The sequence below is a fragment of the Pseudomonas sp. GM78 genome (genome assembly GCF_000282475.1).
GTDB lineage: Bacteria > Pseudomonadota > Gammaproteobacteria > Pseudomonadales > Pseudomonadaceae > Aquipseudomonas.
In genome coordinates this window covers 25928-39845 of the sequence record NZ_AKJF01000120.1, presented here as the reverse complement: position 1 = coordinate 39845, position 13918 = coordinate 25928, and the positions used below count along the sequence as shown (strand labels likewise).

7 protein-coding genes are annotated in these 13918 nt (G+C 54.0%); 4 read left to right on the top strand and 3 right to left on the bottom strand.

Going from position 1 to position 13918, the window contains the following annotated elements; translation table 11 throughout:
* Positions 1–14 precede the first annotated feature (14 nt).
* From PMI35_RS12750 to PMI35_RS12760, 3 genes are all read right to left on the bottom strand, one after another.
* Positions 15–3737, bottom strand: a complete 3723-nt coding sequence (locus tag PMI35_RS12750) for a hypothetical protein (RefSeq protein WP_008061302.1) — start codon at positions 3735–3737, stop codon at positions 15–17.
* Positions 3738–3967: 230 nt separating this feature from the next.
* The gene (locus PMI35_RS12755; RefSeq protein WP_008061301.1) at positions 3968–6925 is read right to left on the bottom strand and encodes a hypothetical protein; all 2958 of its coding nucleotides are present in this window, start codon (positions 6923–6925) and stop codon (positions 3968–3970) included.
* A 251-nt stretch (positions 6926–7176) separates the two neighbouring features.
* On the bottom strand, positions 7177–7536 hold the full coding sequence (locus tag PMI35_RS12760; RefSeq protein ID WP_008061300.1) for a response regulator: 360 nt from the start codon (positions 7534–7536) through the stop codon (positions 7177–7179).
* Positions 7537–7778: 242 nt separating this feature from the next.
* Between PMI35_RS12760 and PMI35_RS12765 the strand changes: the two genes are divergently transcribed.
* Genes PMI35_RS12765 through PMI35_RS12780 form a run of 4 tightly spaced genes read left to right on the top strand, consistent with a single transcriptional unit; the run spans position 7779 to position 13866 of the window.
* Positions 7779–11267, top strand: a complete 3489-nt coding sequence (locus PMI35_RS12765; RefSeq protein WP_008061298.1) for a response regulator — start codon at positions 7779–7781, stop codon at positions 11265–11267.
* Entirely contained in the window at positions 11268–12101 is an 834-nt protein-coding gene (locus PMI35_RS12770; protein ID WP_008061297.1) for a CheR family methyltransferase, read from the top strand.
* Positions 12098–12691, top strand: coding sequence for a chemotaxis protein CheB (locus PMI35_RS12775; protein ID WP_008061295.1), 594 nt, complete (start codon positions 12098–12100; stop codon positions 12689–12691). Before PMI35_RS12770 ends, PMI35_RS12775 begins: the two co-directional genes overlap by 4 nt.
* Positions 12685–13866, top strand: coding sequence for a hybrid sensor histidine kinase/response regulator (locus tag PMI35_RS12780; protein ID WP_008061292.1), 1182 nt, complete (start codon positions 12685–12687; stop codon positions 13864–13866). Before PMI35_RS12775 ends, PMI35_RS12780 begins: the two co-directional genes overlap by 7 nt.
* Positions 13867–13918 lie beyond the last annotated feature (52 nt).

The following is a 13918-nucleotide window of genomic DNA, read 5'->3' as shown; positions in this document are numbered from 1 at the left end:
CGGTGATCCCGGTTTTAGATCGTATTGAGTTTCACCAGGACATCCACGCCGATGTAGCCGTTGCGGTTTCGATCAAGCGCCAACTGCATGGCTTTGATATTTTCCAGATAGACAGGTCGGTTGGTCGCCAACTGGCTCAACAACGAAGTCGTTATGGCAAACGAGTCTGCGTTTTTCAAGGCGGTGGTGCTTTTGAGGTATACCGGCGGGTATTTGCCGGGAATCGCTGGCGCATGACCGGAGGCGAGGTTCAACAAAGGGCCTACGTCCAGTTGTTGGTAACCTTTCTGATAAACATCCGGGGCTAACGCATAGTTGAAATCCCGGGTGTCGGGCGCACCGTGAAACATTTCGTGAATCAAACCGTCAGCCGTGGTACCTGAGTTGAAAAACTCCTTGCGGTAATTATCATTAAAATTGTGAATGTTTATCCTGATAAATTTTTTGCGCGCTGCTTCACTGTGGCTTGCGGCCTGCCATTCCTTATACCAAGTGGTGTTTAATGACGCGAGCGCCTCGGTGTTTTTTGAACCATCAAAAATTACATTGTTGAGACTGACCTTTGAAAAGTCAGCTTTTACTTCATTCAAATAGGTGATGTATTGGTTGCGTGTTTGGGGTGAGGCGTCCCCCAGAAGTAGCTTGAGCACAAGGTTTGCATCATCCTTTGAAGCAGTGTCGGACAAGACACTGAGAGCACTGTCTACTTTCTTGCGCGCCAAAGGAAGCCCTTCCTTGATAACACTTCTGGCATAGCTTTCAGGCATGAATTTATAACGGATTGGATGGAGTTTTATTGTCGACTCGAAGTTGTTCAGTTTTTTACCCCATGGCTGGCCAAGTCGGTTGAGAGCATACCAATCGTCATTTTTGCGCACAGCCGCAAATACAAAAGAATCGACGGCGCTATCAAGGGGGCGCCATGTGCCTTGTGCCACGTCAATTCGTTGTGCTGCCTTGATCAAGTCGTATGAGTCAGCGGCACCGTTAAGCTTTCGAAGTTGATGGGTGGCATTTTCCAATGAGTGCAGCCCCAGCTTGCCAATGCCCAGTGCACCTTTTTTCAGATACTTTCCGGCACCATAGAGTAGTTCAGGTGTGCCATCCAACGGGTTGAATACCGAGTTGAGAAGTACAAGGCCAGTCTTCGCCAGCGCTCTTGATTTTGCCCCGATGGAGGCTGCCTTGCCTACCATGCTAACGGCCTTTGCGACCACGCCGACCACCAGTAATACGTTGACGGCGAGTTCAATCGTGCAAGCCAGTACACTGCCTCTATTGCGGTCTGGATCGTCTGAAGTAAGGTCCTCGTAGCAGCTCTTGAAAGGTACGATGATATTGATGAAGGTGTCGAAGTAATTTTCTTCCCTGGCGAGCTTGAGCTCCAGCTCTGTTCGGCCTCTTGAATCTTCTATCAGTTCTTCGTATGTCCAGACAGGCCGATGTTTGAGGATAAAGTCCACCAGCGAATTGAATTGCCCGCTGTAAAAACTCTTGCAATGACCTTGCTGTGTTTCGCTCGATTTTTTTTCAGTGCGAGGTGGTGAGCCCAGCTTGTCGATGACGCCTTGACTGGATAAGGCAACGCCGTGGGGAACGCCATGGGTATAGCGTTCGATGTCGGTAGGCAACATAAGCGGGGTAGCTGCTTTGCTCAAACTATTGATGTGACCGGTAAAGTCCAGCCTGGCAGGATGCTGTAGCAAGTTTTCTTTCTCTATCAGTGCTGCCAGTTCCGGGTTTTTCCGACATTCACCCTGTAAAGTGAACAACTCATAACAGTACAGCCGCCCTTCATGGTTCGAACACAACACCAGACCGTAGCGGCCCGTAGCGGCATCCTTGTCTTTCTGCTTTTCCTGGAGAAACATGTCTGGAGGCTGGATAACGGCAACCGATGGGCGGAGTGTGAATAGCGTGATTTCTCCGCACAGCAAGCGAGCTCGGTCAATGGGCGGTAATCCCGATAAAACAAGGTTCACTGTTGTGGCCATCGCTTTTGCCAATGGTGCATAGGCTTGGTCAAAGCGACGCTTGAATACGCCTTCCGTAGAAACCAGGCCAGGTAAAAGGTGCGGGAAGCTCTGGTAAATGCTTGTGCCTCTTCGTAAATCCCAATTGCTTGTCCCAAGGTGATTGGACATGTTGAGCTCGACCATTGACATGGCCAATGGCTCGAAATTGTTGAACTCATGGGATCCGCGTCGTTTCTCGTAGAGTATTTTTTCCTCCAGGAAATCGCAGCCCGGCACGATATGCTGGAGTATCTCCAGTGATATCGCTTTTCGGGTGGGAAGCGCAGTGGCCAAGGTTGTTGCTGTTTGTGTATAGAGATCGCCGAATGCCTGGTAAGCCGCGATGGCAGACTCAACGGCAGCCGGATAATGACTATTTACGCTGTCGAGCGTAACAATACTGTTCAGTAGGGCCCAATCAATGATGGGGTCAATCGCCAACACGCTGTGCAGAATTTCCAGATCCTTGTTGACTGGCTCAATTGCCTCGAGTTGCATGACATCGCAATAGGCCATCGACAGCGCAGACCCGATTGCGTTTGCCTCTGCCAGGGCGACACCCCGACAGAAGGCGATCCATTCGGATGTTCCCGCGAGCAGAGAATCGGGTAGCTCTCGAACCAGAAGCTCTGGGGCCTTGCCTGCCAATAGCAAGTAGGCAGCTAATGTGGTGGCATATACGGGTACTTGATGGTTTACCTCGAGATGCCTTTCAAAGTCGAAGATGATGTCTTGTGCTGACTTTTCAATGTTTTCGGGAGCGTAAAGATTGTAACCGGCCACATGATTGCGCGGTTCCTCTTCTCCCGCCGCGGGGTATGTATCCAGAATGATGGCGGTCATCAAGATCTGTTCCGCGTACAGTTCAGAAATGTCATCTCCTGCACTGGAACCGTACCAGCCGAGCGCATCGATATAGGTTTTAGACCAGGACTGCAAAAACGGTGGAGTGCCCAATTCGTGCAAAAGTTCACGGCAGTTCGCCAGGGTAATCGTATGCCCCTGGGGGCCAAATGCGATCTCCCATAGAACTGCCATGAGTTTTTTTTCACGTCCGGTGAATTGTTCCGTCAGCGCGCGTATTGTTTTTCGCTCAGCAGACGATAATTCGGGGGCTGAGATCATTGCCCAATAGTTATCGAGAGGAGGGCTGGGGCTATACTCGAACTCTAGATGTTTAATCAGATTTTTTATGCCCTTCACATCTACAGGTAGATCGTACTCATGAAATGCTATCCACTGCTTCACACCGATAGCATCATTTGTAGAAACAACTCCCCCTATCGATGCCGCGATTTCAGTGAGCGTAGTTAAATCGTCCTTGAGCTCAGGATCAAGATTTATCGCGTTGGTGACGCGGTCTACACGGTCATGAGGCCATACGAAAATCTGACCTGCGGTGAATACATGGAAAGAACCTGATTTAACGCCATGTTCTTCGAGAATATGTTTAAAGGCTGGCTTGTCCATCATTCGTTGTAACAGGACTGCACCAGGTTGATGGGCTTGTTCGAAAGATGAACCCTTCTGCGCGGTGATGAATTCACCGTCCCAATATACAGGGATATCGTCGTCCTCTCCGGTGATACCTTTTTTAAGCAGTGTGAGAATCTGTTGCCGCTCGATCTGATCGCTCTTGATATTTTTTTCAGGGTCGCTAAGGATGCGATGCGGCTTGGAGAAACGCACAACAGAAGTTTTCGCAATGTCGGGGAGATTCATTTATAAGTCCATTTTAGGTTTTGGTTTTAGATGTGGTAATCCTCTTGTAGTCAGGGCAAGCAGGCAATTGACGATGTGTGAATGCTTGTTTCTTGCTTTCGGAAAGCGAAGAGCATTTGATTAATCTAAAATTAGCCGCGCATTCAACCATTCGGCGCATAGGAGATGGGCTGTTGAGCCTGCGAGCGGCGACTCTTGGTTTGCGCCGCCCGTAGGCACCCACTCCTTTTTCAAATCACGCGAATAATTCCGCTTATCTCCTGGTAATTGGTTATCTTGCCCCCTCGCGCCAAATTGGAGCTCAGCGAGAGTTGGTACCAATCGGTCGCTTGTTTGCAGATCAGTACATCCGTTGCCTGGAATAGTTCACCAATACCTTCCAGACGTGCAATTTTCACATCCGCAATGTTCAAAGACTTTACTGCGTTAAGCGCATCGAGCGTCCCGCTTATGGAGCGAATTTGTCGGGTGGCTTTTCCGGAGGTCTTGACGCCTTGTCCAGTGATGAGTAAAACGCCGTTTTTAGTGAGATTCCCGCCTTTTTTCATGAGGCTTGATACACCATCCAGCGGGTTGACCAAGCTCAATGCAAAACTGCCACTGAGCCTGACCAGTTTCACGGATTTCGAAAGAAGACTCCCGGTTTTCAAGGCGACGCTTGCAAATTTCGACGCGACGCCCGCTGCAGAGCCAACAACCGCCAGCGCGTCGAGTGCGCACCCAATGACTCCGGATGCCTCGCGGTCAGGATCACCCGACGTCAGATCTTCGATGCAGCCCTTGAACGGGATAATTAAATTAAGAACCAGGTCAATATTTTCTTCTGTGTTCTGTCTGGCAGCCTCAAGGGGGGCTACACCATAACCGGTATCGTAAAGTTCTTCGTAGGTGGCCGGCGGGAAATGTTCAAGTAAAGTTTCTACAGTTTTGTTGGTTCTTTGGGAGAAGAAGGTTTCAAGTTGACTTCTGGTGCTGGGGGAACCAGGTGGGGCTTCATTTGATTGCCATAGTTTTTCGACGACCAGTTTATGGGTGACGTCCCTGACGGGCGCCGTCCCCTTCAGGTACGCGTCAATGTCCAAGGGCCAATCAAGGGCTTGCGCCTGCCATTGCATCTGGTCTTTATCAGCCCAAAGGCTGGGGTCGAAATATTCAATGGAGGTGGTCAGGAAAATATCGCCCAGGTCCTGGCGGCTGAAGCACTCGGCTCGCAGCGTAAACAGTTCGTAGTAATATTTCTGAGCGTCGTGCTCGGCGCATATGATGACGCCATAACGCCCCCTGTATTTATCCCTCAGTCGTTGTGTCTCTTTCGTTGCATGATCGGAAAATTTTTCGCGGACTGTGTAAAAGCTGAGAACGCCATATTCCAATCGAATTCGATCTGTTTCAGGCATTTTTGACAGGGCGAGCTTTAGTGCGGTGACTGTGCCTTGCTGTATTTTTTCATAATAATCGCTGAATAAGTTGGTGTATAATACTTGAATATTTTGAAGTTTGTAGAAGTAGGGTCTGGCCAGTGCCATTCCGTCATTATATCCAAGGTTAAAGATATCGGCAGATAGGTCTGTCCCGGTCCAGCCCTGATGCATCAAATCTCCTGACATGTATAACTCATGAATCGATATTGCTTTGTTTCTTGGCAGGTCGGTGTGTCCGAAGTGTTTGTTGGTAAAGTAGCCACCATCCGGAATGGCTCTTTTAAGCTCGCTCAAGGCGACTTCTTCGCGCGTCGGAAGTGGCGTGTTAAACGCATTACTGCATTGTTCCAAGGCTTCTGTGTATTGATTGTAGTGAGTTTCGGTGGTGTAGAAATTATCAGGGGTGTATTCGCCTTCAGGGCTGTAGGGGATCAGCCCATTGACGGCGCCCCAGTTAAGCATGTGCGTTATGATGTCTAGCCCGAAGAGTTGCTCAAGCTGCTGATCGAATGGCCCTAAGTCGGCGTAAGACTGTACTTGTTCGTAGGTCATCGCACGTGATGACCCCGGGGCAATGGTTTCGATCTTTGCGACAGCAAAGCTATGCACGACCCACGCGGGCGAGCTGATTGTCATACTCTCCGGAATTTCTTTTACAAGGCATTCAGGCGCCTCATCACCTACTAGAATATGCACCGCCAGGGGAGCTGCTTTCGCATCAATCATGCCGTTGGCGACAAGGTGTTTTTCCAGATTCAGTAAAATTTGCGCTGGGTGCAGATCCGCGTTTACCGGTTGGTAAAGAGCGTAGCCCAGCACACGACCTTTGCTTTCAATCTCACCTATGTTCGGATCGATGTTAAGTACGATAGCTGCCATGAGGAGTTGTCGCAGATCCTCTTGACAAGGTGAATCATCCGAGTCTGTTCCATACCACTCCAAAGCTTCAAGGCAGTCCTGCGCGAGATTTGAACCGATCATGCCTTCCATGAATTCGTTGATAAATTGAGCTGGGTCGTTCTTCAGATCGACCTGTGAGTGGGTGTTTTGCTCGACCAACCTATTCAGTAATTGGCCCGTATCGCTCAGCCCGAACGTTGTCGTCGTGTTTTTGATTTTTTCGCGCTGGACAAGAGTCAATGCGGTCGGGGAAATTTCCGGGTCTTTAAGTATGTCGTAATACTTTCCTGTTCCTGATAATGCAGGACGTCCTTTCTTGAAGAATTCCATGAGGTTTGCAAGCTGCTGAGCCGTAGATGGCATGGGGTGCCCATAAAATCTGATCCACTGTTCAACGTTGATCTGGTCGCAGCTGTATATGAAACCACCTGCGTTGTTCGCGTATTCGCTGAGCTCGTCCACGTGTTGATTGAGGGTTTCATTCTCTTTCAGAAGGTCGTCAATTTGCATGGACGTGCCATCAGCTATGACATGTAGCTCTTTGTTCGAGTTGCACACGTATGTGGTGGGTTCGGGCAGGCTGGATAATTCTTCCAGTCTTATGAATTCGTCGCTCTTCAGCAGTTCATTCAACTTCGCTTGCCCCGCTCGATGAGCCAGTTCTAGCGAGCTGCCAGGGGTGGTGGGGATAAGCAAGTTTGAAAGTTTGAATTCGGCATTGGCGTCGGGGAGATTGTTTACATAGTCTTCCAGTGACTCGGTGATGAATTCTTTCTCTGCTTTGTTGAACGCCAGCAAGGCGCTAATGTCGGACTCAAGGTTGTCGAAAGTTGATATTTTTCGATAATCATATCTAGGGGTGTTCATCAATAAATCCTTTTTCTGATGATTGCGCAGGTCTGCGCGGGTTTATGAAATAAAAGGCGGCTGTTGGTAGTGATTGATGTCTATGACATTTTCGAAGCAGAGTAGGGCTGGCGACATAAAGATGGCCAGAGGGTATGTTGTGCTTTTTGTTTCTTTGAGGTGCTAGATGTTAACGCGGCCAGGTTTCTGGCCGGCTATAGCAAAGTTATCAACGCTAAGCGGATATTCATTTGCGCAGGATTGCAAGTGGATCAGCCAAGGATGCCCTTGACCTTGTCCCGCAACTGATCGATGGAAAACGGTTTGCCAATAAGATGCATGCCTTCGGGCACTTCGATGTTTTCGGCATAACCGCTGGCAAACAGGATTGGCAGCGCGGGACGCAGGCTTCGCGCCTCATTGGCCAGTTCCCGGCCGTCCATGACCGGCAGGCCAACGTCGGTCATCATCAGGTCAATGTGTTGGCCTTGGTTCTTTAAGAACTCCAACGCCTTTTCACTGCCATCCGCCTCCAGGACCTTGAACTCCAATTCCTCCAGCACGTCGACAATCAACATACGCACGATGGCATCGTCTTCGACGACCAAGAGGGTGAGGGCGTTGGTGGGCATGATGGCGTTCTCTAAGGGGTCGGTGGGTTTTTCGGCCGTTCAAAATCGCCGGCTCTCTTGCATGAGTAAGTGACGGGTCCCTACAAGTTCCCCATAGGCTATAAAAAGAAGGGGCGGCACGCGTATGGGCAAAGGATAACCGCTGCGTTGTGCATTTTGCGGCCAACCCTGTGAGAAAATTCGATCAGTGCGTCAGTTTTGGGGCAAACTCCTTGGTTTCATCCGTTCAACAAGGCTTGACTATGACCTCTGAGTCTTCGGTTGATGAGCAGCGATTTCGCAAGCTCCTGAGCCGCAACATCGGCCTGCCGCTGGGCGTCGGCGCCATCAGTGCGGTTTTCTTCGTAACGCTGATCACTTATCTGCTGTCGACGATCCAGTGGGTCGAGCACACCGACCGGGTGATCAATAACGCCAATGAGGCGGTCAAGCTGACGGTCGATCTGGAAACCGGCATGCGCGGTTACCTGCTCACCAGCGACGATAAATTTCTCGAACCCTATGAAACGGCCAAGCCACGCATCGCGGTCGTGCTCAAGACCTTGCTCGAGCTGACCGCCGACAACCCGGTCCAGACCGACCGCTTGCACAGGCTCGAATCCTTGCAGCAGGAGTGGGCCGGCTACGCGCAATCGATGATCGAACTGCAGCGTAGCAACGGTGACTACCGTGGGGCGGTCAGGGCCGGCAAAGGCAAGCGCCTGACCGATGAGATCCGCAAGCAGTATGAAGACGTGATCGACATGGAGCAGCAGTTGCGCGCCACGCGTAACGAGGAAGTGCGCCGTACCACGATCTGGAGCATCACCCTCTATCTGTTGTTCATTGCCGGTATCAGCGGGTTGCTGGCGTACATCGGCCGCCGCGACCTGGTCAATCTGTCGCAAAGCTACGCAGGGACACTGGCGGCGCAACTGGCCAGCGCCCAGCGCCTGGAGCAACAGGCCTGGCTGCGCAATGGCCAGACCCAACTGGCCGAGCAAGTGTTGGGGCAACTGTCGCTCAACTTGCTGGGGCGCAACATCCTGCAGTTCTGCGCACAGTACCTGGGCAGTGCCGTGGCGGCCATTTATGTGCGCGAAGAGCACGGCGGCCTGCGCCGCGTGGCGTCCTACGGGTTTTCCCGCGAGCAGCAGGAGCGTGAGCAGCAGATCTACAGCGACGAAGGCATTGTCGGCCAGGTGGCGCAACAGGCTCGCCTGATTCGCCTGGACGATGTGCCCGGCGACTACTTCAAGGTCAGTTCCGGTCTCGGCGAAGGTTTGCCACGCAGCGTGCTGGTAGTGCCGACCAGCGACGACGAGCGGGTCAATGGCGTCATCGAGCTGGGCTTCCTGCGCCCGCTGACCGACCGCGACATCGATTTGCTGGAACTCATTGCCGGCAATATCGGTACCTCCATCGAGGCGGCGCGTTATCGCCAGCGTTTGCAGGAAGTGCTGGCCGAAACCCAGCAACTCAACGAAGAGCTGCAGGTGCAGCAGGAAGAACTCAAGACCGCCAACGAAGAGCTTGAAGAGCAGTCGCGGGTGCTCAAGGAATCCCAGGCACACCTGGAAACCCAGCAGGTCGAACTGGAACAGACCAACGAACAACTCGCCGAACAGGCGCAGGTGCTGGCCGATCAGCGCGACGCCATGGACCTGAAAAATACCGAGCTTAATCAGGCCCAGGCCCAGCTCGAAGAGCGCGCTGAAGAATTGCAGCGTTCGAGCAAATACAAGTCCGAATTCCTCGCCAACATGTCCCACGAGCTGCGCACGCCGTTGAACAGCTCGCTGATCCTGGCCAAGCTACTGGCGGAAAACCCGCAGGAAAACCTGAGTGCCGAACAGGTCAAGTTCGCCGAGTCGATCTATTCGGCCGGCAACGACCTGCTCAACCTGATCAACGACATTCTCGATATTTCCAAGGTCGAAGCCGGCAAACTGGAGATACGCCCGGAAAACACCAGCGTGGCGCGCTTGGTAGACGGCTTGCGCGGGATGTTCCAGCCGTTGGCTGCGGACAAGCATCTGGACTTCCAGGTCGAGTTGCAGGACGGTGCGCCAACCATGATGTACACCGATCGCCAGCGCGTGGAGCAGATCATCAAGAACCTGCTGTCCAACGCCGTGAAGTTCACCGAGAAAGGCCAGGTCGCCCTGACCGTGACGGCGGCGCCGAATGACGGCATTGCCTTTATCGTCAGCGATTCGGGGATCGGTATTGCCGACGATCAACAGGAAAGCATTTTCGAAGCCTTTCGCCAGGCCGACGGCACCACCAATCGTCGTTACGGCGGCACCGGGCTGGGCCTGTCGATTTCCCGCGACCTGGCCGCGCTGCTCGGCGGCTCGATCAATGTGGCCAGCACGCCGGGGCAGGGCAGCCGATTCAGCCTGGTCCTGCCGCAGCAATACGTCGAGCCGGGCGACGAGCCAGTGGAGCCATTGCGCGCCTTGCCGGCCCTCACGCCAACCCAGGCCACGCCCAGCGCGATTGCGCCAGCGGAGGTCCAGGAGATTGCGCGGTTCGCCGATGACCGCCTCAAGGCACCTTTCACCGTGCGGTGTATCCTGGTGGTGGAGGACGAGCCGAATTTTGCGCACATCCTCTATGACCTCGCCCATGAACTGGGTTACCAGTGCCTGGTGGCCCATGGTGCCGACGAAGGCTACGACCTGGCCAGGCAATTCATTCCCGACGCCATCCTGCTGGACATGCGCCTACCGGACCACTCTGGGCTGACGGTGCTGCAACGCCTGAAGGAACACGCCGAGACCCGGCATATTCCGGTGCATGTGATTTCGGTCGAAGACCGGGTCGAAGCGGCCATGCACATGGGGGCCATCGGTTATGCGGTCAAGCCGACCACCCGCGAAGAGCTCAAGGACGTGTTCGCGCGCCTTGAAGCCAAACTGACCCAGAAGGTCAAGCGCGTGTTGCTGGTCGAGGACGACGACTTGCAGCGCGATAGCATTTCCCGGCTGATCGGCGATGATGACATAGAGATCACCGCCGTCGGCCTGGCGCAGGACGCCCTGGCCTTGCTGCGCACCACCGTGTTCGATTGCATGATCATCGACCTCAAGCTGCCGGACATGCTTGGCAACGACCTGCTCAAGCGCATGTCCACCGAAGACATCTGCTCGTTTCCGCCGGTGATCGTCTATACCGGGCGCAACCTGACCCGGGACGAAGAGGCCGAACTGCGCCGGTATTCGCGCTCGATCATCATCAAGGGCGCGCGCTCTCCCGAGCGCCTGCTGGACGAAGTGACACTTTTTCTGCACAAAGTCGAATCGCGGTTGTCCCATGACCGGCAGAAGATGCTCAAGACCGCCCGCAGCCGTGACAAGGTGTTCGAGGGGCGCAAGGTGCTGTTGGTGGACGACGACGTGCGCAACATCTTCGCCCTCACCAGTGCGCTGGAGCAAAAGGGCGCGGTCGTGGTCATTGGCCGTAACGGACGTGAAGCGATCGAGCGATTGAATGAATTCGAAGACATCGATCTGGTGTTGATGGACGTGATGATGCCGGAAATGGATGGTTTTGCAGCCACTACCTTGATCCGCAAGGAGGCGCGCTGGCGCAAACTGCCGATCATCGCGGTGACGGCCAAGGCCATGAAGGACGATCAGGAACGCTGCTTGCAGGCCGGCGCCAACGATTACCTGGCCAAGCCCATCGACCTCGATCGCCTGTTCTCGTTGATTCGTGTGTGGTTACCGAAGATGGAACGCATTTAAGTGCAGAGCGATTATCCAGGGGAGCGAAGCAGCGAAATCGAATTGCGCTTGTTGATCGAGGCGATCTACCTCAAGTACAGCTACGATTTTCGCGATTACTCCGGCGCATCGATCAAGCGCCGGGTGACGCACGCCTTGAGCCAGCTCGAGTGCAACACCATCTCGGCGTTACAGGAAAAGGTCCTGCACGACCCGACGGCGTTCATGCAGTTGCTGCAATTGCTGACGATTCCGGTCAGTGAAATGTTTCGTGACCCTTCGCACTTCCTGGCCATCCGCCGCGAGGTGGTACCGTTGCTCAGGACCTACCCGTCGATCAAGATCTGGATCGCCGGGTGCAGCACCGGTGAAGAAGTCTATTCGATGGCCATTCTGCTGCGTGAAGAAGGCCTGCTCGAGCGCACCATTATCTACGCCACCGACATCAATCCGCGTTCGCTGGAAAAAGCCAAGCAGGGGATTTTCTCCATGGAGAATGTCTGCGCCTACACTTCAAACTACCAGCAGGCCGGGGGCAAGTGCTCCTTTGCCGACTACTACACGGCAGCCTATGGGTACGCGATTTTCGACAAGTCGCTGTGCGAAAACGTCACTTTTGCCGATCACAGCCTGGCAACGGACAGCGTATTTTCAGAAACTCAATTAATTTCATGCCGTAATGTATTGATTTATTTCAATAAAAAGCTCCAGGATCGCGCCTTCGGATTGTTTCATGAGTCGCTTTGCCACCGCGGCTTCCTGGTGCTGGGCAGCAAGGAAACCCCGGATTTTTCAGCCTTCGGCAACCAATTCACGCCGTTGGTCAAACAAGAACGGATCTACCGCAAATCATGAACAGCGCAACGGGTTTACCTTCCATAGAAGCGATTGTGATCGGCGCATCGGCTGGCGGAGTTGAGGCGCTGCTCAACATCCTGGGTCCCCTGCGTGTGGGTTTCGGATTGCCGATCATCGTGGTCCTGCACTTGCCGGCCGAACGCCGTAGCCACCTGGCGGAAGTCTTTGCCCGGCGTGTGTCGCTGCCGGTCCTGGAGGCCATGGACAAGACCCCGGTGCAAGCCGGAACCCTGTATTTCGCTACACCCGGGTACCACCTGTCGGTTGAGCAGGACCGCAGTTTTTCCCTGAGCCTGGAAGACCGTGTGCATCACTCGCGGCCGGCCATCGATTACCTGTTCGAATCCGCCGCCGATGCCTACGGCCCGCACCTGGCCGCGGTGTTGCTGACCGGTGCCAACCAGGATGGCGCCAAGGGCATGTCCCAGGTCAAGCGGCGTGGCGGGTTGACCATCGTCCAGGACCCGGACGACGCCCAGGTCGCGACCATGCCCCAGGCGGCGCTGGATATTCTGCAACCCGATCACATACTCCCCATACGCGGCATCGGCCGCTTGCTTGTCGAGCTGGAACGAATCGCATGCTAAGTAATATCCAGGCCAAACTGCTGATCGTCGACGATCTGCCAGAAAACCTATTGGCACTTGAAGCGCTGATCAAGCGCGAAGATCGCATCGTCTACAAGGCTCTGTCGGCCGACGAAGCCTTGTCGCTGTTGTTGCAGCACGAATTCGCCATGGCCATCCTCGACGTGCAGATGCCCGGCATGAATGGCTTCGAGCTGGCCGAGTTGATGCGTGGCACGGAAAAAACCAGGAACATCCCGATCGTGTTCGTCAGCGCCGCCGGTCGCGAACTGAACTACGCGTTCAAAGGATACGAAAGCGGCGCCGTCGATTTCCTGCACAAGCCCCTGGATATCCAGGCGGTCAAGAGCAAGGTCAATGTCTTCGTCGACCTCTACCGCCAAAGCAAGGCCATGAAGCAGCAGGTCGAAGCGCTGGAGCAGAGTCGCCGGGAACAGGAAGCGCTGCTCAAGCAGTTGCGCAGTACCCAGCTTGAGCTGGAGCAAGCGGTGCGCATGCGCGATGACTTCATGTCCATCGTTGCCCATGAAGTACGCACGCCGCTCAACGGTTTGATTCTTGAAACCCAGTTGCGCAAGATGCACCTGGCCCGGGACAACGCCGCCGCCTTCACCCTGGACAAGATGCACGCCATGGTCGATCGCGACGAACGGCAGATCAAAAGCCTGATCCGCCTGATCGAAGACATGCTCGATGTGTCACGCATTCGTACCGGCAAGTTGTCGATTCGCCCGACACACTTTGATCTGGCGGCACTGGTTCGCGGTTTACTGCACAATTTTGCCCAACAGATCGAAGCCGCCGAGGCGTCGGTCAGCCTGGATGCCGAGCAACCGGTGATGGGCGATTGGGACGAATTTCGCATTGAACAGGTGATTTCCAACCTGCTGACCAACGCCCTGCGTTACGGCGCCAAGAGCCCGATCTCGCTGAAGGTGTACAGTGAGAACAATGAAGCGCGGGTGGAAGTCCGTGATTACGGAATTGGCATCAGTGAAGAGAACCAGCAACGGATATTCCAGCAATTCGAGCGTGTCTCGGCCAACCATGTCGCCGCCGGGCTGGGCTTGGGGTTGTTTATTTCCGAACAGATAGTTGCCGCCCATGGCGGTACCATTACCGTCGAGAGCCGGATTGGCGAAGGCGCCCTGTTTCGCGTTTGTCTGCCGCTGTAGGAAAACAGTGCGATAAACGCAACCTCTGATCGACCCCGGGGTCGTATCAGCA